Raw genomic sequence first — 21,158 nt, forward strand, 5'->3', positions numbered from 1 at the left:
TTAATAAACGTAACAAAGTACTTCTCCACCAATATTCTGTGTCCTGGCCTCTTTGTCTGTCATTACACCTCTTGAGGTTGAAATGATAGCTACACCCAAGCCATTAAGAACACGAGGAATTTTTTCAACGTGAGCATACTTACGCAAACCAGGCTTACTTATTCTCTCAAGAGATAAAATGGCGTTTTTCTTCGTAACAGCGTTGTATTTCAACGCTATCTTGATAACACCTTGCTTATCATCTTCAACGAACTTGAAGTTCTGGATATATCCCTTATCCATTAGAACCTTGGTGATCTCCTTCTTGATGTTAGAAGCAGGAACCTCAACGATTCTGTGATTTGCTTTTATTGCATTTCTAACTCGTGTTAGATAATCTGCTATAGGATCTGTAACCATACAGTAAAATAATTAAGCCCTTTTTAACAGGGCTGCAAAGGTATAAATTATTTTCTTTCTTAACAATATGCCTTGGGCAAATAATTACCAGCTTGACTTGGTCACGCCTGGTATTTTACCATCAGAAGCCATCTCACGAAATGTTACACGAGAAATACCAAACTTCCTCATATATCCTTTCGGACGCCCCGTCAATTTACAACGGTTGTGAAGACGTACCGGAGAAGCGTTCTTGGGCAACTTATCCAGGCCGATGTAATCACCTGCTTCTTTAAGTGCCTTTCTTTTAGCAGCATACTTTGCTACCAAATGCTCTCTTTTTCTCTCCCGTGCTTTAACTGATTCTTTAGCCATGTTATTTATTTTTTGATGCGAATGGCATTCCAAATGCCTTCAGCAATTCATAACTCTCCTCATCACTATTTGCAGTAGTAACAAACGTGATATCCATACCAGATATCTTGTTGATTTTGTCAATACTGATTTCAGGGAAAATGATCTGCTCTTTCACCCCTAATGTGTAGTTCCCTCTGCCGTCGAACCCACTGTCCTTGATACCTTTGAAGTCACGAACCCTTGGAAGGGCAATTGACATCAAACGATCAAGAAACTCATACATCTTATCACCACGAAGCGTTACTCTCGCCCCGATTGGCATCCCTTCACGCAATTTGAAGTTAGATATAGATGTTTTGGCTTTGGTAGGAACTGCCTTCTGACCAGTGATAGTAGTAAGTTCTTCAACTCCCACATCCACAAGTTTCTTGTCAGCTACAGCTGCGCCAATACCCTTGTTAACTGTGATTTTGGTCAGTTTAGGAACCTGCATGATAGACTTGTACTGGAATTTCTCCATCAAGGCTTTCATGATCTCCTCCTGGTACTTCGTTTTTAATCTAGGACTAGCCATTGTTAATTACCTCCCCAGTTTTCTTTGCGTATCTTTGAAGTTTGCCGTTCTTGTCTTCTTTTCTCCCAACTCTCGTTGCATTGCCTGTTGACGGATCCACCACCATCAGGTTGCTCAAATGAATAGGAGCCTCTTTCTTTTCGATCCCGCCATTTGGGTTCTGAGCAGAAGGCTTTACGTGCTTCGTAATAATATTACATCCTTCAATAAAGGCCTTGCTATCGCCAGGTACTACTTCCAGCACCTTGCCAGTTTTTCCTCTACTGTTGCCGGCGATCACTTTTACAGTGTCACCCTTGCGGACATGAAGCTTATTAGGCTTTGAATTAGTTTTCATATGTTATAGTACTTCAGGCGCCAATGAAACGATTTTCATGAATTGTTTTTCACGAAGCTCTCTGGCAACAGGTCCGAAAATACGAGTTCCTCTTGGTTCGTCATTACCCGTCAATAACACAGCTGCGTTATCTTCAAATCTGATGTATGAACCATCTTTTCTTCTGATTTCCTTCTTGGTGCGTACAATGACGGCCTTGGAAACAGTACCTTTCTTCAAACTGCTTGAAGAAATAGAAGACTTAACGCTCACTACAATCTTATCTCCGATTGAAGCGTAACGCTTACCCGTTCCACCTAGCACACGTATACAAAGTACCTCTTTGGCACCGCTATTATCTGCAACAGATAACCTGGATTCCTGCTGTATCATCTTATTTTGCTCTTTCGATAATTTCTACCAATCTCCAACGCTTCCTTTTACTCATAGGTCTCGTTTCTGCTATGCGTACAGTATCACCAATGCCACACTCATCTTTCTCATCGTGTGCCAAAAACTTGGTTGTTTTACCTATGAACTTTCCATAGATAGGGTGCTTCACCTTACGAGAAACTGCCACCGTGATAGACTTATTCATCTTATCACTAACAACCTTTCCTGTTTTCTCTTTACGTAGATTTCTGGTCTCCATACTCCAATTATTTTGATAGCTCTCTTGAGTGTAGCTCGGTTTGAATCCTGGCAACAACTCTACGGTTGTGGCGGATCCTCATCGGATTTTCAACAGGAGTAACAGCATGGGCGAACTTCAACTTTTGAAGGCTCTCTTTCTCTGCTGCGAGTCGTGCGTTTAGCTCCTCTACAGAAAGCGACTTTAGCTCTGAATTTTTCATTGTATTGCAGCGTAATCTCTTCTGACAATAAATTTAGTTTTTATAGGAAGCTTCTGAGCCGCTAATCTTAGCGCTTCTTTAGCTGTTTCGATGGGCACACCACCAGCTTCGAACATAATAGTTCCCGGCTTTACGATGGCCACCCAGTACTCAGGCGCACCTTTACCTTTACCCATACGTACTTCTGCGGGCTTTTTGGTAATAGGCTTGTCAGGGAATATGCGGATCCAAACCTGACCCTCCCTTTTCATTGCCCTTGTAACGGCGATCCTCGATGCTTCAATCTGGCGTGAGGTAATAAAACCAGATTCCAATGACTTCAATCCAAAAGTTCCGAAAGAAAGTGTATGACCCCTTTGGGCAATACCTTTTACTCTTCCTTTTTGTTGCTTCCTGAATTTAGTTCTTTTAGGCTGTAACATTTGTCAGCTAATTAACTAGTTATTATTTTCTTTTACGTTTAGGAGCGCCGTCGCCGGGTCCACCTCTTCTTCTACCACCTCCATCACGTCTGTTGCCAGGGCCTCCACCAGAGTTACCACTGTTGGCGTCGTTTGTTATTCCTACGTTAGGGGAAAGGTCTCTTTTACCAAACACCTCACCTTTGAATATCCAAACCTTGATACCAATCTTACCGTAAACAGTCTGCGCTTCAGAAATTGCGTAGTCAATATCAGCACGAAGTGTGTGCAGAGGAATTCTACCCTCCTTGTACATTTCAGTACGTGCCATTTCAGCACCGCCCAAACGTCCTGATACCTTTATTTTAATTCCCTGAGCTCCCACTCTCATTGCAGAAGCAATCGCTTGCTTCATGGCTCTTCTGTAAGAAATACGAGCCTGCAACTGTTGAGCAATTGACTCACCTACCAGAAGTGAATCAAGCTCTGGTCTTTTAATTTCGAATATATTTATCTGGATATCTTTTCCAGTTATCTTCTTCAGCTCTTCTTTGATCTTGTCGACTTCAGAACCACCTTTTCCAATAACAACGCCAGGACGAGCAGTGTGGATAGTAAGCGTTATCCGCTTAAGCGTACGCTCGATAACTATCTTAGCGATTCCACCCTTGGGAATCCTTGCAGTTATGTATTTTCTGATTTTGGTGTCTTCTACCAACTTGTCAGCAAAAGTTTTGCCTCCAAACCAGCTTGAATCCCATCCTTTAATGACTCCGAGTCTAAAACCGACTGGGTTTACCTTCTGTCCCATGCGTTTTACTTTTCTGTGTTTTCGGTTGCTTTTGTTTCAGGCGCTGTTGCCGCAGGTGCCAGGCTGTCCACAACCAGTGTTACGTGGTTTGAACGCTTTCTTATCCTGTGAGCTCTACCCTGTGGTGCTGGTCTCAGTCTTTTCAACATCCGACCTGAATCAACAGATATGGCCTTCACATACAAATCAGCTTCCTCAAGTTTGGCATCTTCGTTGCCCTGCTGCCAGTTGGCAATAGCAGACAACAACAGTTTCTCCAAACGTGCAGCAGGATGCTTTGATTCATGCTTAAGTATAGTCAAAGCCTTATTTACACGTACGCCTCTGATAAGATCAACAACCAATCTCATTTTTCGTGGAGAGGTAGGAACGTTCTTCAACTTAGCTACTGCTTCCATATCCTTATCTTTTACCTTTATCTTTTTTGGCGATGTGACCCCTGAAATTCCTGGTTGGTGCAAATTCACCTAGCTTGTGACCCACCATGTTTTCAGTAACATACACTGGTATAAACTTGTTTCCGTTGTGAACCGCAAAGGTGTGGCCAACGAAATCCGGTGAGATCATAGATCTTCTTGACCATGTTTTGATTACCGACTTCTTGCCAGCCTCGTTCATGGTTTCCACCTTGTTCTCCAGTCTGAAATCTATATATGGGCCTTTCTTAAGAGATCTAGCCATTACTTATTTCTTTTTATTAGAGATGATTAACTTATCAGAATACTTGTTCGGGCGACGTGTTTTCTTTCCTTTCGCCAACAGACCATTTCTAGATCTTGGATGACCACCAGAAGCTCTACCTTCACCACCACCCATCGGGTGATCGACAGGGTTCATTACAACACCACGAACTCTTGGGCGTCTTCCCAACCATCTGTTACGGCCAGCCTTACCAAGCACGACGTTCATGTGTTCGCCGTTAGATGCAGTTCCGACTGTTGCCATGCAGACTGCCAAAACCATTCTCATCTCACCAGAGGGCAATTTGATAGTGGCATACTTTCCTTCACGGGCCAATAGTTGACCGTAAGCCCCAGCACTTCTTGCCATAGCTGCGCCCTTACCAGGCTTCAGTTCGATAGCATGAATGATTGTACCAAGAGGAATTTTCGACATTGGCAACGCATTGCCTACTTCCGGAGCTACTGACTCCCCTGAAAACAAGGTTTGTCCTACCTGAATACCTTCAGGTGCCAGGATGTATCTTTTTTCGCCGTCAGCGTAAGCCAACAAAGCTATGAAAGCCGTTCTGTTTGGATCGTATTCGATTGACTTTACGGTAGCAGGAATATCATGCTTGTCACGCTTGAAATCAATCATACGGTACTTCTGCTTATGACCACCACCTAAGTAGCGCATAGTCATGCGACCTCCGGCGTTTCTGCCACCACTTTTCTTTCTGCTTGCCACCAATGACTTCTCAGGCACATTGGTTGTAATCATAGAATAGTCAGGCGCCATTCTGAAACGCTGGCCTGGTGTAATCGGTCTTAATTTTTTTACTGCCATTTTCCCGTTCCTTTATATTCCTGCGTAAAAATCAATTATTTCACCTTCGGCAACGGTCACAATGGCCTTCTTGTAGGCATCAGTTCTGCCTTCAAGCACACGTGACTTTGTATACCTGGTTTTTCTCTTTCCCTGATAGACCATGGTGTTGATATTTTCAACCTTCACACCATACATTTTCTCTATCTCCTTCTTTATCTCTACCTTATTGGCACCCTTCTTCACAACAAAGCCATACTTGCCTTTCTCGTTCATAGAAGACACCTTTTCAGTAACCAAGGGTTTTACTAATACGCTCATGGTCTTTAATTAAGAGTGTTTTCAACTGTTTGAATAGAGCTCTCAACGAACACTACGTGATCAGCATGAAGCAGATCGTAGGTAGTAACGTCAGCTGCAAGGGCGACCTTTGATCTCTCCAGGTTCCTGCCAGACAAAACAATGTTTTTGTCTACTGCAGGCAACACCACAAGGGTCTTCTTATCAGCAAGCGCCAAAACTTCAAGCATCTTTATGAAGTCTTTTGTTTTCGGAGCGCTGAAAGTGAAATCTTCTATAACAGAAATCGATTCGCCTTTGGCCTTATAAGTCAATGCAGACTTACGGGCAAGTGCTTTTACTTTCTTGTTTAGCTTAAATCCGTACGTTCTGGGTCTTGGTCCGAATATACGACCACCACCAACAAAGACGGGCGATTTGATGCTACCCGCCCGGGCAGTACCTGTTCCCTTTTGTTTCTTTATCTTCCTGGTTGAGCCAGAAACTTCGTTACGCTCTTTAGACTTGTGAGTGCCCTGTCTCTGATTTGCTAGAAACTGCTTTACATCTAAATAGATAGCATGGTCATTAGGCTCGATTGCAAATACAGCATCTGAGAGACTAACTTTCCTTCCGGTGTCTTCACCGGTATATTTTTTTACAACTAGTTCCATGTTACTTCTCTAGGATTACGTATGAGTTCTTAGCACCTGGAACGGAGCCACTGACTACAATTAAATTCTTCTCCGGCATGATCTTCATGATCTGAAGGTTAATCACCTTCACTCTGTCGCCACCTGTTCTTCCGGCCATTCTGATGCCCTTGAAAACTCTTGATGGGAACGAACACGCACCGATGGAACCGGGAGCACGAAGTCTATTGTGCTGACCGTGAGTTGCCTCGCCAACACCAGCGAAACCGTGGCGCTTCACAACACCCTGGAAGCCTTTTCCCTTTGATGTTCCGATCGCATCAAGAAACTCTGCTTCTTTGAATACTTCGCCGACCATGATCTTGTCCCCTATCTTCACCTGGCCTTCGAATTCCTCACGGAAATCACGAAACTCAACTACCTTCTTTTTAGGAGTAGTTTTAGCCTTAGCAAAGTGGCCTTTAAGGGCCTTAGGAGTGTTCTTATCCTTCCGCTCGTCATAAGACAACTGGATAGCTTTGTAGCCATCAGTAGACTCATTCTTCACTTGGGTAACAACGCAGGGACCAGCCTCTATCACCGTGCATGCAACGTTACGTCCATCGGCACCGTAGATACTAGTCATTCCAATTTTTTTTCCAATAATTCCTGACATCGTATTGGTTATAAGTTCTTTATCAACGTTTTCGGCGTTTATCCGCCAAAAAGGACTGCAAAGATAGTAATTTGCTCTGTCCTACAAAACTGTTAACTCTAAATTTTTAAAATATCTATGCACAAAAAAAGAACCAATAACTCTGATCATTATTGGTTCTTTACGAAACAATACTATTTAAGGTCAGACCTTAATTTCAACGTCGACACCGCTTGGTAATTCAAGCTTCATCAAAGCGTCTACTGTTTTTGTACTGTTTGAATAAATATCTACCAGGCGCTTGTAAGTACAAAGCTGGAACTGCTCTCTTGACTTCTTGTTCACGTGGGGTGAACGAAGCACAGTAAAGATTTCCTTCTCTGTAGGCAACGGAATTGGGCCGCTAACTATAGCACCTGTCGTCTTTACGGCTCTTACGATCTTTTCAGATGACTTGTCAACTAAATTGTGGTCGTAAGACTTAAGTTTGATTCTTATTTTCTGTGTCATGATTTTCTTATTTGGCAGCTGCACCTTTAGTTTTTGTAATCACGGCGTCGGCTATATTCTGAGGCACCTGATCATAATGTGCGAATGTCAAAGAGGCAGTCGCTCTTCCTGAACTCATTGTACGAAGATCAGTTACGTAGCCGAAAAGTTCCGAAAGAGGAACATCTGCTTTGATTACAGACGAAGTACCTTTCGTATCCATACCTTTCATGATACCTCTCCTTCTGTTCAAGTCACCTGTCAAAGGACCTGTGTATTCATCCGGAGTAACTACTTCAACAGCCATTATCGGCTCAAGCAATACTGGCTTAGCTTTTCTTGCCGCTTCTCTGAAACCAATTCTTGCTGCCATTTCAAATGAAAGGGCATCCGAATCCACATCGTGGAATGAACCATGGAACAGCCTTACTTTCATTGTATCGATAGGGTATCCAGCCAGCGGGCCATTCTTCATCGAGTCCGCAAATCCTTTCTGTACGGCTGGGATGAATTCTCTTGGAATTACACCACCCACAATAGCATTTACAAACTGTAGACCGTCAGCTGCGTGATCTTCATCTTTTGGCCCAAGCTCAAACACGATGTCGGCAAATTTACCACGACCACCAGTCTGCTTCTTGTAGACCTCCTTGTGCTCAACTGTGGATCTAAGTGCTTCTTTGTAAGCCACCTGAGGAGCACCCTGATTAATTTCAACCTTAAATTCTCTCTTGAGACGGTCGATGATGATTTCAAGGTGAAGCTCGCCCATACCTCTAAGGATTGTTTGACCTGTTTCCTCGTCAGTATTTACCTGAAGGGTTGGGTCTTCCTCAATAAGTTTGGCAATGGCCATTCCCAGTTTATCAACGTCTGCCTGAGTTTTAGGCTCAATGGCATAGCCGATAACTGGCTCAGGGAACACCATAGACTCAAGCACTATCTTGTGCTTTTCATCACAAAGTGTGTCACCAGTCTTAATATCTTTGAACCCAACTACAGCTCCAATATCACCAGCATGAAGCCTTTCGATTTGGTTCTGCTTGTTGGCGTGCATCTGGAATATTCTGGATATCCTTTCTTTGTTACCTGACCTTGTATTGTAAACATAAGAACCAGACTCAAGCATGCCTGAGTAAGACCTTACGAAACAAAGACGGCCTACAAAGGGGTCAGTAGCAATTTTAAACGCCAAGCCCGCAAAAGGTTCTGAAACAGAAGGCTTTCTTGAAACCTCAGCATCAGTATCGGGGTTGATACCTTTAATGCTTTCTCTATCCATCGGTGAAGGAAGAAGTTCCATCACATAGTTAAGCATTGTCTGAACGCCTTTGTTCTTGAAAGCAGATCCGCAAAGCATTGGCACAAAAGCCAAGTCTACAGTGGCAGCTCTAAGCGCCTTTACAACTTCGTCTCTTGTAATAGACTCAGGGTCTTCAAAATATTTTTCTAACAAAGATTCGTCGTACTCAGCAACTGCCTCAAGCAAATGCTCTCTGTACTCCTTCACTTCATCCTTCATATCTTCAGGAATCGGCACTTCGCTAAATGTCATTCCGAAGTCATCCTCGTTCCACACCATAGCGATGTTTTCAACAAGGTCGACAACACCTTTGAATTTCTCCTCGGACCCGATAGGCAACTGAAGCGGAACAGCTTTAGTACCCAACCTTTCTTTCACTTGCTTACAAACGGCAAGGAAGTCGGCACCTGAGCGATCCATTTTGTTGACGAATCCAAGACGAGCAACTTTGTAGTTGTCAGCCAGGCGCCAGTTAGTTTCTGACTGAGGCTCAACACCATCAACCGCACTAAACAAAAACACCAAACCGTCCAATACCCTCAAAGACCTGTTTACTTCCACTGTGAAATCCACGTGGCCAGGGGTATCTATAATGTTAATGTGATAATCGTCTCCTTTATATTTCCAGAAAACAGTAGTAGCAGCTGAAGTGATAGTGATACCTCTCTCCTGCTCTTGCTCCATCCAGTCCATAGTGGCAGCACCATCATGAACTTCTCCTATTTTATGGTTAACACCTGTATAAAAGAGTATACGCTCTGTTGTTGTTGTTTTACCAGCATCAATGTGAGCAGCAATACCAATGTTACGGGTGAATCTAAGATCTCTTGCCATTACGCCTTTTCAATTAAAATCTAAAGTGGGAGAAAGCTTTATTTGCATCAGCCATACGGTGAGTATCATCCTTTTTCTTCACAGCAGCACCTTCGCCTTTGGAAGCAGCGATGATTTCGCCGGCCAATTTATCAGTCATTGTTTTTTCACCACGAGTTCTGGCGTATTTGATCAGCCATTTGATTCCCAAAGAAACCTTTCTCTCGGGACGTACCTCCAAAGGAACCTGAAAAGTAGCACCACCTACACGGCGGCTTTTTACTTCAACAGCAGGGGTTACGTTGTTAAGCGCCTTTTTCCACACTTCAAGACCATCTTCGCTTGTCTTCTTACTAACAGCCTCAATGGCGTCGTAGAAAATGGAATAAGAAACGCTTTTCTTCCCGCTAAGCATTAAATTATTCACAAATTTGGTTACCAAAGTATCCCCAAACTTAGGGTCAGGGAGGATGTATCTTTTCTTAGGTTTTGCCTTTCTCATTGCGATTAATTATTTCTTTTTAGGTCTCTTAGCACCATACTTAGAACGACTCTGAAGTCTTCCTGTTACTCCAGCGGTATCAAGGGCACCTCTAACGATGTGATACCTTACACCAGGAAGGTCTTTTACTCTACCACCTCTGATAAGCACAATTGAGTGCTCCTGAAGGTTGTGACCTTCACCAGGTATGTAGGCGTTCACTTCCTTACTGTTGGTAAGACGAACCCTGGCTACTTTACGCATGGCAGAGTTTGGCTTTTTAGGAGTGGTAGTGTAAACCCTTGTGCACACGCCCCTTCTCTGAGGACATGAATCAAGAGCAGGTGACTTGGATTTCCATGTCACGGCCGTTCTACCTTTTCTTACTAATTGCTGTATAGTGGGCATTTAGACTGTATTTTTCTGTGTTCCAAAAAATGGAACGCAAAGATATGGATTTATAATTTTTAGTGCAAAGAATTGATGGCGAATAATTATTCAACTATGCTTCACCAACTGTGCCTCCAAAATTCATTGGAAACTTGGGTAACTCATTGGTTGTTTTAATTGTGCCAAAGGTATCTTCGTATTTTCGGACATTTTCCTCCAAAGCAGCCAGGAGACGCCTGGCATGCTCTGGAGTAATGACAATTCTCGATTTAACCTTTGCCTTTGGTACACCAGGCATCAGTCTTATAAAATCAATAACGAATTCACTGTTTGAGTGAGCAATCATGGCTAGGTTAGCATAAACGCCTTCAGCAATCTCTTCCGAAAGCTCTATGTTAATCTGATTAGGATTCTTTTTAGGGTCCTTTTCTTCTTTTGCCATAACTACTTACTTGCTGACCTCGAAAGATCTTTCCTCAGTTTGTTGCTCTCTGTCTCTATCCCTTGCGGTCAGCGCCTCGTATTCTTCCTTGGAACCAACAACGTCCCTTTGGAAATTACGCCTTCCTGTACCAGCTGGAATCAGATGGCCTACGATTACGTTTTCCTTAAGCCCCTTCAGGTGATCGGCCTTGCCTCGGATAGAGGCTTCGCTCAATACCTTGGTAGTCTCCTGGAACGATGCAGCTGATATGAAGCTTTCCGTATCCAACGACGCCTGGGTAATCCCTTGAAGCGATGGCTTGGAAACAGCAGGTTCAGCGCTACGCACCTCGACGATCTTAAGGTCACGTCTCTTCAGGCTGGAATTCTCATCTCTCAGCCTGCGAGAAGAAATGATTTGGCCTGGCTTAAGATTCTCCGAATCACCAGCGTCCATCACTACTTTCTTATCAAGAATATTATCGTTCTCCTCACGGAAAGCAAACTTGTCGCAGGTTTGTCCAGGTAGGAAACTAGTGTCTCCCGGATCCAGAATCACAACTTTCTGCATCATTTGGCTCACTATGGCCTCAATATGCTTATCGTTGATCTTCACACCCTGCAGACGATATACTTCCTGTATTTCGTTTACAAGATACTCCTGAACAGCTGTAGGTCCTTTGATAGAAAGAATATCTGCAGGTGTAATGGCACCATCAGACAAGGCATCACCAGCCCTCACAAAGTCGTTGTCCTGAACAAGGATGTGCTTGGAAAGTGAAACCAGGTAGCGCTTCTTCACTCCGTCCTTAGACTCAATGTAGATTTCACGGTTACCACGCTTGATGCCTCCATAAGTTACCACACCGTCGATCTCACTCACCACAGCCGGGTTGGAAGGGTTACGTGCTTCGAACAATTCTGTTACCCTTGGCAGACCACCGGTGATATCTCTTGACTTAGAAGTCATACGAGGTATCTTAGACAGGATCTGTCCGGCTTTCACCTTCTGGCCTTTTTCAACCGCCAAGTGAGCGCCTACCGGAATGTTATAACCTTTCGACTCGTCTCCCTTTCCATTGACAACAATGGCAGGGTTCTTCGTCTTATCCTTTGTATCAATAATTACTTTCTCTCTGTGACCTGTTTGCTCATCAGACTCCTCTTTGAAAGTAATGCCTTCTTCAATTGCATCGAAATCGATAGTACCATCGAATTCTGAAAGAATTACGGCATTATAAGGATCCCAGAAACAAAGCTCCTGACCTTTTTCTATCTTCTCACCGTCTTTCACCTTCAGGAATGCGCCATAAGGAACGTGGTTACTGATAAATATTTTATCGGTTTTCGGATCCTTTATTTTCATCTCACCGGAACGGCCCATCACCACATTGATGCTTTCTCCTTCATCATTGGTAGTTTTCACTGACCGTAGCCCTTCGAATTCAACGATACCGTCAAACTTAGCCCTTATGCTGGCATCCACAGCAATGTTGGACGCTGTACCACCCACGTGGAAGGTACGAAGTGTCAACTGAGTACCAGGCTCACCAATCGACTGAGCGGCGATTACGCCAACAGCCTCCCCTATCTCTACCATGCGGCCAGAGGCAAGGTTACGACCGTAACACTTCGCACAAGCTCCCAGGCGGGTCTCACAAGTAAGCACTGAGCGAATTTCTACTTCTTCAATGCTCGTAGCATCAATTCTGGCTGCCAACTCCTCAGTTACTTCATCACCTGCTGACACGATAAGTTCATCAGTGATCGGATCAAACACATCATGTACTGTCACCCTACCAAGAATTCTCTCAGATAAAGGCTCCACTACGTCTTCGTTATCCTTCAAGGCGGTAACAACGATACCTCTCAGTGTGCCACAGTCGTCTTCGTTGATCACGACGTCCTGCGCCACGTCCACCAGACGACGGGTAAGGTAGCCCGCATCAGCCGTTTTAAGGGCAGTATCGGCAAGACCCTTACGGGCACCGTGGGTAGAGATAAAGTACTCGATTACGTCCAGACCTTCCTTAAAGTTAGAAAGGATCGGGTTTTCGATGATTTCACCAACAGAACCCTGAAGGTTCTTTTGAGGCTTAGCCATCAAACCACGCATACCACCCAGCTGACGAATCTGCTCACGAGATCCACGAGCACCGGAGTGCATCATCATGTAGATCGAGTTGAATCCCTGATCGTCCTCTTCCAGTTGCTTAAGCAGTGTGCCGGTCAACTGAGAGTTGATACGAGTCCAGATGTCAATTACCTGGTTGTAACGTTCGTTATCTGTGATAAGACCCATCAGGTAGTTATTCCAAACCACGTCTACTTCTGCTTTCGCAGTTTCGATCATCGTTTCCTTCTCCTCAGGAATCTTAATATCATTCAAACCGATAGACAGACCACCGATATAAGCAGACTTAAATCCAAGCTCTTTGATATCATCAAGGAACTTGGCAGTTCTAGCCATACCAGTGATTTTGAACACGGTACCGATAATCAACTGTAGTTTCTTCTTGGTCAGAAGCTCATCCACATAGCCCACTTCCTCAGGAACGTTCTGGTTAAAAATAACCCTTCCAGCTACTGTTTCGATGACCTTGGTTTCAAGCTCATTGTTCTCGTTAAGAACTTTTGTTCTCACTTTGATATAGGCATGCTTCGAAAGTCTCTCCTCATTTATAGCGATGATAACTTCTTCGGCATTATAGAAGGTTCTACCTTCTCCCATTACAGGATGATCCTTAGTAGACTTCCGGCCTTTGGTGATGTAGTACAGACCCAATACCATGTCCTGAGAAGGCACCGCAATAGGAGCACCGTTGGCAGGGTTCATAATATTGTGAGAAGCAAGCATCAGCGTTGACGCCTCAAGAATTGCTTCGTGGCCAAGCGGCACGTGAACGGCCATTTGGTCACCGTCAAAGTCAGCGTTGAAGGCGGTACAAACCAGCGGGTGAAGCTGAATCGCTTTTCCTTCTATCAACTTAGGCTGGAACGCCTGGATACCTAACCTGTGCAGCGTTGGAGCACGGTTAAGGAGCACAGGGTGTCCTTTCAATACGTTTTCAAGAATATCCCAAACAACCGGATCCTTACGGTCAACGATTTTCTTGGCAGACTTAACGGTCTTTACAATACCTCTTTCAATCAGCTTCCTGATAATAAACGGTTTGAAAAGCTCAGCAGCCATATCCTTTGGCAGGCCGCACTCATGCATTTTCAGCTCCGGCCCTACCACAATTACTGAACGACCTGAGTAGTCAACCCTTTTACCAAGAAGGTTTTGACGGAAACGGCCCTGCTTTCCTTTCAGCATGTCTGAAAGTGATTTCAAAGCTCTGTTACCATCCGAACGCACAGCGTTCACTTTTCTTGAGTTGTCAAATAATGAGTCAACCGCTTCCTGAAGCATTCTCTTCTCGTTACGAAGGATTACTTCCGGTGCTTTGATATCAATAAGTCTCTTCAGACGATTGTTTCTGATGATTACCCTTCTGTACAAGTCGTTCAAGTCAGAAGTAGCGAATCTACCACCATCCAATGGAACCAAAGGACGCAATTCAGGTGGAATAACTGGCACCATACGGATCACCATCCACTCTGGGCGGTTTTCAATACGAGTACGAGCATCTCTGAATGCTTCAACCACTTTCAGCCTTTTTAAGGCTTCCGCCTTGCGCTGCTGAGAAGTATCGGTTGATGCCTGGTGGCGAAGATCGTATGAAAGTGAATCAAGCTCAATTCTTGAAAGAAGCATTTCCAATCCTTCCGCACCCATCTTAGCGATGAACTTATTAGGATCAGAATCGTCAAGACTTTGGTTCTCTCTAGGAATTTTGTCGAGAATATCGAGGTATTCGTCTTCTGTAAGGAAGTCAAGGTAGTTGATACCATCCTCAGCTTTCAAGCCTGGCTGAATAACTACATATCTCTCGTAGTAGATGATCTGGTCCAGCTTTTTGGTCGGAAGACCAAGAAGATAACCGATCTTATTTGGAAGAGAGCGGAAATACCAGATATGAGCAACAGGCACTACCAGTTCGATATGGCCCATGCGCTCACGGCGTACTTTCTTCTCTGTCACCTCTACACCACAACGGTCACAGATAATCCCTTTATAACGTATTCTTTTATATTTACCACAGTGACATTCCCAGTCTTTTACAGGTCCGAAAATTCTTTCGCAGAAAAGACCACCCATTTCAGGCTTATAGGTTCTATAGTTGATGGTTTCGGGTTGTGTAACCTCACCATGAGAGCTCTCCAGAATAGATTCAGGAGACGCCAAACTAATAGTAACCTTAGAGAAGTCGCTTGTAATTTTCTTATTTTTTCTGAACGCCATAATGTTATTTATATATGGTTGAGGGGCCTAAGCCCCTTGGGATTTTTTAGTCAAGAGTGATTTCAAGTGCCAAACCACGAAGTTCGTGAACCAATACATTGAATGATTCAGGAATTCCAGGCTTCTGCATGTTCTCACCTTTCACTATCGCCTCATATGCTTTGGCACGGCCAACAACATCATCGGACTTAATGGTAAGGATTTCCTGAAGGATGTTGGATGCACCGAATGCTTCAAGTGCCCAAACTTCCATTTCACCAAATCGCTGACCACCAAACTGTGCCTTACCACCAAGCGGCTGCTGGGTAATAAGAGAGTAAGGTCCGATTGAACGAGCGTGCATTTTGTCATCAACGAGGTGACCAAGTTTCAGCACATAAATCACACCGACTGTAACAGGCTGATCGAAACGAACACCGGTAAGACCATCGGTCAGGTAAGTTCTGCCAAAATCAGGCAAACCTGCCTCCTTCAACTCTGCTGCGACCTGCTCCATTGAAGCACCGTCGAAAATTGGAGTGGCATACTTACGACCCAACTTCAAACCTGCCCAACCAAGTACAGTTTCGTATATCTGACCAATGTTCATACGAGAAGGTACACCTAGCGGGTTAAGAACAACATCAACTGGTGTTCCGTCCTCTGTAAACGGCATATCCTCTTCACGAACAATCTTTGCAACCACCCCTTTGTTACCGTGACGGCCGGCCATTTTATCACCTACTTTCAGCTTACGCTTCTTAGCCACGTAAACCTTGGCAAGCTGAACGATGCCAGCAGGCAGTTCATCACCAACCTCAAGAGTGAATCTTGCTCTCTTGAAATCACCGGCAACTTCATTCCTTGCCTTCATGTAGTTCTTGACCAGCTTTACGATGTTCTCATTCACATGAGCATCGGTTGTCCAGTTATCAAGATTTACATCGGAAATCAGGTTAGCCTCCTCCGGAACGTTGTAGTTACTTTCGTCTCTGTAAACGTTCTTAGGTGGGAACAGATTCTCGTCGATGTTACGACCATTGAACTTCACCCCTTTGGAGATCAATTCATCGCCGAACTTATGCTTAACACCTTGCGACGTCTTGCCTTCAAGCAGAGTAGTCAGCTTCTTCACCATTCGGTTGCGAAGCTCAAGAAGTTGATTGGAATACTTACTCTTAAGTACTTCCACTTCCTTCTTAGACTTAGTTCTCAGGTCTTTGTCCTTCTTAGGGCGAGAGAATAGCTTGGTGTCAATAACAACACCTCTTAGCGATGGTGAAGCTTTCAAAGAAGCATCTTTCACATCACCGGCCTTGTCGCCGAAGATCGCTCTAAGGAGTTTCTCTTCAGGCGTTGGATCAGTTTCTCCCTTAGGTGTGATCTTACCAATAAGGATGTCTCCTTCTTTTACGTCCGCACCAATCCTGATGATACCATTCTCGTCAAGGTTTTTAACAGCCTCTTCGCTAACGTTCGGGATTTCAGAAGTAAGTTCTTCTTCGCCACGTTTCGTGTCTCTTACTTCCAACTCAAACTCTTCAATGTGAATTGAAGTGAATATATCGTCACGAACTACTTTCTCAGAGATTACAATCGCATCCTCGAAGTTGTATCCCTGCCATGGCATGAATGCCACCTGGAGGTTACGACCAAGAGCCAACTCGCCCTGTTCAGTCGCAAATCCTTCGCAGAGTATCTGACCAGTAACCACTTTCTGCCCTTTGAAAACAATAGGCTTCAGGTTGATACAAGTGTCCTGGTTAGTTCTTCTGAACTTGATAAGGTTGTATTCTACGTTTTCGTTGTCGAAGCTGATTAGTTCACCCTCGTCGTCTCTATCGTATCTAACAACTATTTTCTTAGCATCTACAAAAACAACCTCGCCATTTCCTTCGGCTGTCACCAGCGTTCTTGAGTCTTTTGCAATTCTTCCTTCGAGTCCGGTACCAACGATTGGCGCCTGTGGACGAAGAAGTGGAACTGCCTGGCGTTGCATGTTCGATCCCATCAAAGCACGGTTGGCATCATCATGCTCAAGGAAAGGAATCATTGACGCCGCAACAGAAACAATCTGGTTAGGAGCAATGTCCATGTACTTCAGCGTAGGTGGTTCCACAACTGGGAAGTCACCTTCAAAACGAGCCTTTACTTTGTCGTTCAGATACTTACCCTTGTCATCAATTGGCGCATTGGCCTGGGCAATATAATGTGTATCTTCTTCTTCGGCTGTCAGGTAAAACACGTCGTTTCCAACGATACCCCCCTCTACCATGCGGTAAGGAGTCTCGATGAATCCCATGCTGTTTACTTTCGCATGCACACACAAGGAAGAGATAAGACCAATGTTTGGTCCTTCCGGTGTTTCAATGGTACAAAGGCGACCGTAGTGGGTATAGTGTACGTCACGAACCTCGAAACCGGCACGCTCTCTTGACAAACCGCCTGGCCCGAGGGCAGACATCCTTCTTTTGTGAGTGATCTCAGCAAGAGGATTGGTTTGGTCCATAAACTGCGAAAGCTGGTTGGTACCAAAGAACGAGTTGATCACTGAAGACAGCGTTCTGGCGTTGATCAAATCAACAGGCTTGAAGTCCTCATTGTCACGCACGTTCATTCTTTCCTTGATGGTACGGGCCATACGGGCCAAACCAACAGAGAACTGGCTGTACAACTGCTCACCTACGGTTCTAACACGACGATTAGAAAGGTGGTCAATATCATCAACTACAGCTTTGGAGTTGATCAATCCGATCAGGTACTTCACAATTCTTACGATGTCCTCGGTTGTTAACACCCGAACGTCGAAAGATATGTCGAGACCTAGTTTCTTGTTGATTCTGTAACGACCTACTTCACCAAGGTCATAACGCTTATCACTGAAGAACAAACTCTGGATAATATCTCTGGCTGTTTGCTCATCAGGCGCCTCGGTATTTCTAAGCTGGCGATAGATTTGCTCCACCGCTTCTTTCTCAGAGTTAGAATTATCCTTCTGAAGCGTGTTATATATAATAGCGTAATCTGTCACGTTCACATCTTCCCTGTGCAGGATGATTGACTTAGTGCCAGACTCCAATATTGTGTCAAGGTCTTCTTCTCCTATGATAGAATCTCTTTCGAGAACAATCTCATTTCTGTCGATAGAAACAACCTCACCTGTATCTTCATCCACAAAGTCCTCCGTCCAGGTACGTAGCACCCTGGCGGCCAACTTTCTGCCGACAATTTTCTTCAGATTTTTCTGATTGGCTTCGACTTCTTCAGACAGACCGAAAAGATCCAGAATGTCTTTATCAGTACCGTATCCAATGGCTCTCAAAAGAGTGGTCACCGGAAACTTCTTTTTCCTGTCGATGTAAGAGTACATGACGTTATTCACGTCAGTGGCAAACTCTATCCAGGAACCTTTAAAAGGTATGATCCTGGCAGAATAAAGCTTGGTCCCGTTGGTGTGCTTACTTTGAGCAAAGAAAACGCCTGGTGATCTGTGAAGCTGAGAAACGATTACACGCTCAGCACCGTTGATCACGAAAGACCCCTTCTCAGTCATGTAAGGAATATTTCCAAGGAACACCTCTTGCTCGATGGTTTCGAAGTCTTCGTTGTCTGCGTCGTTGCAGGAAAGTCTTAATTTCGCTTTAAGCGGAACCGAGTAAGTAAGACCCCTGTCGATACTCTCATCTACAGAATACTTTGGAGGATCTACAGTATAGTCAATGAATTCAAGAACGAAGTTCTCTCTTGAGTCAGATATAGGGAAGTTTTCAGCAAAAACTTTGAAAAGTCCCTCCTGGATTCTCTTTTCTGCGGGCGTCTCCAATTGGAAAAAGTCTTTGAAAGACTGGAGTTGCACGTCAAGAAAATCAGGATAATCTATAACTGGCTTAATGGAAGAGAAATTGATTCTTTCGGATGTCTTTTTATTAGCCAAAGCTTTAAAGATTTAGTTCTTAATAGAAGGATAAACCCTGTTGTAAATTTCTTCCTGTAGCTAAATTAGCACAAACAGGAAAAGACCTGACGCACTAGCCAGGTCTATTATCTTGGAGCCACCACCTAAAAGTGGCAAAGTAAATTATTTCAATTCTACTTCAGCTCCAGCTTCTTCCAGTTGCTTCTTAAGGGCTTCAGCCTCATCTTTAGCAACGCCTTCTTTCACTGCCTTAGGAGCACCATCAACTAGTTCTTTAGCTTCTTTCAAGCCAAGTCCAGTAAGGTCCTTCACAAGCTTAACAACTGCAAGCTTAGCAGCTCCCGCTGACTTAAGGATAACATCAAATGAGTTCTTCTCTTCTGCAGCGGCGTCTCCACCACCTGCAGCAGCACCACCTGCAACTGCTGCTGGAGCTGCAGCAGCGGCTGGCTCAATGCCATACTCATCTTTAAGAATTGCCGCAAGCTCGTTAACTTCTTTTACAGAAAGATTAACCAGTTGCTCTGCGAATGCTTTCAAATCTGCCATTTTTGAAAATAATTAAATTGTTTCTACGTTCGTTTATGATTCTTTTTCTGACAGGGTCTTTACGATACCTGCCAGTTTGTGCTGACCACTCTGAAGAGCGCCAATCACGTTTTTGGCCGGAGATTGGAGCAATCCAATTACCTCTCCGATCAGTTCGGACTTAGACTTCAAGCTAATAAGCATGTCAAGATGCTGTTCGCCGATGAATAAATCCTTTTCTATGGAAGCAGCCTTTAATTTAGGTCGACTTTCTTTATCAGCTTTTTTGAAGTCTTTGATAAGTTTTGCAGGAGCCTTTGCGTCTTCTTTTGAGAAAAGAACGCCTGAAAATCCTTTCAAAGCTGTGTCATTGAGTGGTGTGAAATCACCATCAAGTGACTCGAGTGCCTTTCTGATAAGTGAATTCTTGATTACACGGTATTCAACGCCGCTATCAAAACACTTACCTCTGAAGTTGTTCACTTCAGCAACGGAAAGACCGGAAGCATCAGTAATATAGAAGTGACCATTGTTGGAAAACTTCTCTTTCAGCTCTTCAATGAGCACTGCCTTATCTTCTCTTGTCATGATTAAATCCCTCCTATCGTATTTTTATCAATAGTGATGCCTGCACTCATGGTGCTTGAAAGGTGGATACTTTTGAAGTACGTGCCTTTAGAAGAACTTGGCTTCAGACGAGCAATAGTCTGGATCATCTCCATCGCATTGTCTCTGATCTGATCGGCTGGGAAAGACACCTTGCCAATGCTGGCATGGATGATACCGGTTTTGTCAACTTTAAAGTCGATTTTACCAGCTTTCACTTCCTTTACAGCTTTTCCAACATCCAAAGTAACTGTACCTGATTTAGGGTTAGGCATCAAACCACGTGGTCCTAGTACCCTTCCTAATTTACCCACTTTAGCCATCACGGTTGGCATGGTAACGATTACATCGATATCCGTCCAACCACCTTCAATTTTCTTAATGTAGTCATCAAGACCAACGAAGTCGGCACCTGCGTCCTTTGCTTCCTGCTCTTTGTCAGGTGTGCAAAGCACCAATACCTTTACCTCTTTACCGATACCATGTGGCAGGGCAACTACGCCTCTTACCATTTGGTCAGCCTTACGAGGGTCTACTCCAAGTCTGATGTCGAGATCAACAGAAGCATCGAACTTAGTGAAGGTGATGTCCTTTACCAGTTTGGCAGCGTCATCAACACCATACTCCTTGCTGACATCTATTTTGGCCGCAACGGCCTTTTGATTCTTAGTAAGCTTTGCCATTTCTCTCTGATTAATTATCCCAAGGAGCAGCTCCTGTTACCCTAACACCCATGCTTCTTGCAGTACCGGCCACCATTTTCATAGCAGACTCTACGGTAAATGCGTTCAGGTCAGGCATCTTAGTTTCAGCAATTTGCTTTACCTGATCCCATGTAACTGATCCTACCTTGTCCCTGTTGGGTTCAGCAGATCCCTTCTTAACCTTTGAAGCCTCCATTATCAACACTGGCGCAGGAGGCGTCTTGATTACAAAGTCAAAAGATTTGTCGGTATAGATGGTTACTAATACCGGAAGAACCATACCTTGCTTTTCCTGCGTTCTAGCGTTAAACTGCTTGCAGAACTCCATTATGTTAAGACCCTTGCTACCTAAAGCCGGACCAATCGGGGGTGCAGGGTTGGCTTGTCCACCACGCACTTGAAGTTTCAAGTACCCGCTAATTTCTTTAGCCAT

At 44.2% G+C, this 21,158-nt stretch carries 26 protein-coding genes; all 26 read right to left on the minus strand.

Annotated features, from left to right (window positions below; all coding sequences use genetic code 11):
* Nucleotides 1-399: a 30S ribosomal protein S8 gene (rpsH, locus tag ACMVP2_RS05180; RefSeq protein ID WP_151997955.1), complete on the minus strand. Its 399-nt coding sequence runs from the start codon at nucleotides 397-399 to the stop codon at nucleotides 1-3.
* 84 nt (nucleotides 400-483) lie between these two features.
* A complete protein-coding gene (rpsN, locus tag ACMVP2_RS05185; RefSeq protein WP_151997954.1) occupies nucleotides 484-753 on the minus strand; it encodes a 30S ribosomal protein S14 in 270 nt (89 codons plus the stop codon).
* Nucleotide 754: 1 nt separating this feature from the next.
* Nucleotides 755-1,309: a 50S ribosomal protein L5 gene (rplE, locus tag ACMVP2_RS05190; protein WP_151997953.1), complete on the minus strand. Its 555-nt coding sequence runs from the start codon at nucleotides 1,307-1,309 to the stop codon at nucleotides 755-757.
* Nucleotides 1,302-1,646: a 50S ribosomal protein L24 gene (rplX, locus tag ACMVP2_RS05195; protein WP_317487964.1), complete on the minus strand. Its 345-nt coding sequence runs from the start codon at nucleotides 1,644-1,646 to the stop codon at nucleotides 1,302-1,304. Before rplX ends, rplE begins: the two co-directional genes overlap by 8 nt.
* Nucleotides 1,647-1,649: 3 nt before the next feature.
* Complete coding sequence (rplN, locus tag ACMVP2_RS05200; protein ID WP_151997951.1) at nucleotides 1,650-2,018, minus strand: 50S ribosomal protein L14; 369 nt, start codon at nucleotides 2,016-2,018, stop codon at nucleotides 1,650-1,652.
* Nucleotide 2,019: 1 nt separating this feature from the next.
* Nucleotides 2,020-2,277 carry a 30S ribosomal protein S17 gene (gene rpsQ / locus ACMVP2_RS05205; RefSeq protein ID WP_317487965.1) on the minus strand — a complete coding sequence of 86 codons (258 nt, stop codon included), beginning with the start codon at nucleotides 2,275-2,277 and terminating at the stop codon, nucleotides 2,020-2,022.
* Nucleotides 2,278-2,284: 7 nt separating this feature from the next.
* Nucleotides 2,285-2,479: a 50S ribosomal protein L29 gene (rpmC, locus tag ACMVP2_RS05210; RefSeq protein ID WP_151997949.1), complete on the minus strand. Its 195-nt coding sequence runs from the start codon at nucleotides 2,477-2,479 to the stop codon at nucleotides 2,285-2,287.
* Nucleotides 2,476-2,901, minus strand: coding sequence for a 50S ribosomal protein L16 (gene rplP / locus ACMVP2_RS05215; RefSeq protein WP_151997948.1), 426 nt, complete (start codon nucleotides 2,899-2,901; stop codon nucleotides 2,476-2,478). The genes rpmC and rplP overlap by 4 nt, the downstream gene beginning before the upstream one ends.
* Nucleotides 2,902-2,923: 22 nt before the next feature.
* A complete protein-coding gene (gene rpsC / locus ACMVP2_RS05220; RefSeq protein ID WP_151997947.1) occupies nucleotides 2,924-3,691 on the minus strand; it encodes a 30S ribosomal protein S3 in 768 nt (255 codons plus the stop codon).
* Nucleotides 3,692-3,696: 5 nt separating this feature from the next.
* Nucleotides 3,697-4,089, minus strand: a complete 393-nt coding sequence (rplV, locus tag ACMVP2_RS05225) for a 50S ribosomal protein L22 (RefSeq protein ID WP_339787081.1) — start codon at nucleotides 4,087-4,089, stop codon at nucleotides 3,697-3,699.
* Between the two features lie 4 nt (nucleotides 4,090-4,093).
* On the minus strand, nucleotides 4,094-4,372 hold the full coding sequence (gene rpsS / locus ACMVP2_RS05230) for a 30S ribosomal protein S19 (RefSeq protein ID WP_151997945.1): 279 nt from the start codon (nucleotides 4,370-4,372) through the stop codon (nucleotides 4,094-4,096).
* Between the two features lie 3 nt (nucleotides 4,373-4,375).
* On the minus strand, nucleotides 4,376-5,200 hold the full coding sequence (gene rplB / locus ACMVP2_RS05235) for a 50S ribosomal protein L2 (protein WP_317487967.1): 825 nt from the start codon (nucleotides 5,198-5,200) through the stop codon (nucleotides 4,376-4,378).
* A gap of 12 nt (nucleotides 5,201-5,212) precedes the next feature.
* Nucleotides 5,213-5,500 (minus strand): 50S ribosomal protein L23, encoded by a 288-nt coding sequence (gene rplW, locus ACMVP2_RS05240; RefSeq protein WP_339787084.1) that lies wholly within the window; start codon nucleotides 5,498-5,500, stop codon nucleotides 5,213-5,215.
* 5 nt (nucleotides 5,501-5,505) lie between these two features.
* Complete coding sequence (gene rplD / locus ACMVP2_RS05245) at nucleotides 5,506-6,132, minus strand: 50S ribosomal protein L4 (RefSeq protein WP_151997942.1); 627 nt, start codon at nucleotides 6,130-6,132, stop codon at nucleotides 5,506-5,508.
* Nucleotide 6,133: 1 nt separating this feature from the next.
* Nucleotides 6,134-6,766 carry a 50S ribosomal protein L3 gene (gene rplC, locus ACMVP2_RS05250; RefSeq protein WP_339787086.1) on the minus strand — a complete coding sequence of 211 codons (633 nt, stop codon included), beginning with the start codon at nucleotides 6,764-6,766 and terminating at the stop codon, nucleotides 6,134-6,136.
* 183 nt (nucleotides 6,767-6,949) lie between these two features.
* Nucleotides 6,950-7,255 carry a 30S ribosomal protein S10 gene (gene rpsJ / locus ACMVP2_RS05255; protein WP_151997940.1) on the minus strand — a complete coding sequence of 102 codons (306 nt, stop codon included), beginning with the start codon at nucleotides 7,253-7,255 and terminating at the stop codon, nucleotides 6,950-6,952.
* Nucleotides 7,256-7,262: 7 nt separating this feature from the next.
* Nucleotides 7,263-9,371, minus strand: coding sequence for an elongation factor G (gene fusA, locus ACMVP2_RS05260; RefSeq protein ID WP_339787090.1), 2,109 nt, complete (start codon nucleotides 9,369-9,371; stop codon nucleotides 7,263-7,265).
* Nucleotides 9,372-9,384: 13 nt separating this feature from the next.
* Nucleotides 9,385-9,852, minus strand: coding sequence for a 30S ribosomal protein S7 (gene rpsG / locus ACMVP2_RS05265; protein WP_151997938.1), 468 nt, complete (start codon nucleotides 9,850-9,852; stop codon nucleotides 9,385-9,387).
* A 9-nt stretch (nucleotides 9,853-9,861) separates the two neighbouring features.
* Complete coding sequence (gene rpsL, locus ACMVP2_RS05270; protein ID WP_151997937.1) at nucleotides 9,862-10,239, minus strand: 30S ribosomal protein S12; 378 nt, start codon at nucleotides 10,237-10,239, stop codon at nucleotides 9,862-9,864.
* Nucleotides 10,240-10,333: 94 nt separating this feature from the next.
* Nucleotides 10,334-10,663: a DUF3467 domain-containing protein gene (locus tag ACMVP2_RS05275; protein ID WP_151997936.1), complete on the minus strand. Its 330-nt coding sequence runs from the start codon at nucleotides 10,661-10,663 to the stop codon at nucleotides 10,334-10,336.
* 6 nt (nucleotides 10,664-10,669) lie between these two features.
* Nucleotides 10,670-14,992, minus strand: coding sequence for a DNA-directed RNA polymerase subunit beta' (gene rpoC / locus ACMVP2_RS05280; RefSeq protein ID WP_151997935.1), 4,323 nt, complete (start codon nucleotides 14,990-14,992; stop codon nucleotides 10,670-10,672).
* Between the two features lie 46 nt (nucleotides 14,993-15,038).
* A complete protein-coding gene (rpoB, locus tag ACMVP2_RS05285) occupies nucleotides 15,039-18,905 on the minus strand; it encodes a DNA-directed RNA polymerase subunit beta (RefSeq protein ID WP_416866965.1) in 3,867 nt (1,288 codons plus the stop codon).
* A 144-nt stretch (nucleotides 18,906-19,049) separates the two neighbouring features.
* Nucleotides 19,050-19,436 (minus strand): 50S ribosomal protein L7/L12, encoded by a 387-nt coding sequence (gene rplL, locus ACMVP2_RS05290; protein ID WP_339787096.1) that lies wholly within the window; start codon nucleotides 19,434-19,436, stop codon nucleotides 19,050-19,052.
* A 33-nt stretch (nucleotides 19,437-19,469) separates the two neighbouring features.
* On the minus strand, nucleotides 19,470-20,003 hold the full coding sequence (gene rplJ / locus ACMVP2_RS05295; protein WP_339787098.1) for a 50S ribosomal protein L10: 534 nt from the start codon (nucleotides 20,001-20,003) through the stop codon (nucleotides 19,470-19,472).
* 2 nt (nucleotides 20,004-20,005) lie between these two features.
* On the minus strand, nucleotides 20,006-20,704 hold the full coding sequence (rplA, locus tag ACMVP2_RS05300) for a 50S ribosomal protein L1 (RefSeq protein ID WP_339787100.1): 699 nt from the start codon (nucleotides 20,702-20,704) through the stop codon (nucleotides 20,006-20,008).
* 10 nt (nucleotides 20,705-20,714) lie between these two features.
* Nucleotides 20,715-21,158, minus strand: a complete 444-nt coding sequence (gene rplK, locus ACMVP2_RS05305) for a 50S ribosomal protein L11 (RefSeq protein ID WP_151997930.1) — start codon at nucleotides 21,156-21,158, stop codon at nucleotides 20,715-20,717.

This window comes from Imperialibacter sp., from assembly GCF_048007035.1.
In the GTDB taxonomy this organism is placed as follows: Bacteria; Bacteroidota; Bacteroidia; order Cytophagales; family Cyclobacteriaceae; genus Imperialibacter.

Bases quoted from the DNA above. Each gene is read 5' to 3' on its own strand.
- rpsG (WP_151997938.1), bottom strand. From the start codon at position 9,852: ATGAGAAAGGCAAAACCTAAGAAAAGATACATCCTCCCTGACCCTAAG.
- rpsS (WP_151997945.1), bottom strand. From the start codon at position 4,372: ATGGCTAGATCTCTTAAGAAAGGCCCATATATAGATTTCAGACTGGAG.
- rplP (WP_151997948.1), bottom strand. From the start codon at position 2,901: ATGTTACAGCCTAAAAGAACTAAATTCAGGAAGCAACAAAAAGGAAGA.
- rplE (WP_151997953.1), bottom strand. From the start codon at position 1,309: ATGGCTAGTCCTAGATTAAAAACGAAGTACCAGGAGGAGATCATGAAA.
- rpsN (WP_151997954.1), bottom strand. From the start codon at position 753: ATGGCTAAAGAATCAGTTAAAGCACGGGAGAGAAAAAGAGAGCATTTG.
- rplK (WP_151997930.1), bottom strand. From the start codon at position 21,158: ATGGCTAAAGAAATTAGCGGGTACTTGAAACTTCAAGTGCGTGGTGGA.
- rplD (WP_151997942.1), bottom strand. From the start codon at position 6,132: ATGGAACTAGTTGTAAAAAAATATACCGGTGAAGACACCGGAAGGAAA.
- rpsQ (WP_317487965.1), bottom strand. From the start codon at position 2,277: ATGGAGACCAGAAATCTACGTAAAGAGAAAACAGGAAAGGTTGTTAGT.
- rplW (WP_339787084.1), bottom strand. From the start codon at position 5,500: ATGAGCGTATTAGTAAAACCCTTGGTTACTGAAAAGGTGTCTTCTATG.
- rpoC (WP_151997935.1), bottom strand. From the start codon at position 14,992: ATGGCGTTCAGAAAAAATAAGAAAATTACAAGCGACTTCTCTAAGGTT.
- rpsJ (WP_151997940.1), bottom strand. From the start codon at position 7,255: ATGACACAGAAAATAAGAATCAAACTTAAGTCTTACGACCACAATTTA.
- rplJ (WP_339787098.1), bottom strand. From the start codon at position 20,003: ATGACAAGAGAAGATAAGGCAGTGCTCATTGAAGAGCTGAAAGAGAAG.
- rplB (WP_317487967.1), bottom strand. From the start codon at position 5,200: ATGGCAGTAAAAAAATTAAGACCGATTACACCAGGCCAGCGTTTCAGA.
- fusA (WP_339787090.1), bottom strand. From the start codon at position 9,371: ATGGCAAGAGATCTTAGATTCACCCGTAACATTGGTATTGCTGCTCAC.
- rplC (WP_339787086.1), bottom strand. From the start codon at position 6,766: ATGTCAGGAATTATTGGAAAAAAAATTGGAATGACTAGTATCTACGGT.
- rplA (WP_339787100.1), bottom strand. From the start codon at position 20,704: ATGGCAAAGCTTACTAAGAATCAAAAGGCCGTTGCGGCCAAAATAGAT.
- rplN (WP_151997951.1), bottom strand. From the start codon at position 2,018: ATGATACAGCAGGAATCCAGGTTATCTGTTGCAGATAATAGCGGTGCC.
- rpsH (WP_151997955.1), bottom strand. From the start codon at position 399: ATGGTTACAGATCCTATAGCAGATTATCTAACACGAGTTAGAAATGCA.
- rpsL (WP_151997937.1), bottom strand. From the start codon at position 10,239: ATGCCCACTATACAGCAATTAGTAAGAAAAGGTAGAACGGCCGTGACA.
- ACMVP2_RS05275 (WP_151997936.1), bottom strand. From the start codon at position 10,663: ATGGCAAAAGAAGAAAAGGACCCTAAAAAGAATCCTAATCAGATTAAC.
- rpmC (WP_151997949.1), bottom strand. From the start codon at position 2,479: ATGAAAAATTCAGAGCTAAAGTCGCTTTCTGTAGAGGAGCTAAACGCA.
- rplL (WP_339787096.1), bottom strand. From the start codon at position 19,436: ATGGCAGATTTGAAAGCATTCGCAGAGCAACTGGTTAATCTTTCTGTA.
- rplV (WP_339787081.1), bottom strand. From the start codon at position 4,089: ATGGAAGCAGTAGCTAAGTTGAAGAACGTTCCTACCTCTCCACGAAAA.
- rplX (WP_317487964.1), bottom strand. From the start codon at position 1,646: ATGAAAACTAATTCAAAGCCTAATAAGCTTCATGTCCGCAAGGGTGAC.
- rpsC (WP_151997947.1), bottom strand. From the start codon at position 3,691: ATGGGACAGAAGGTAAACCCAGTCGGTTTTAGACTCGGAGTCATTAAA.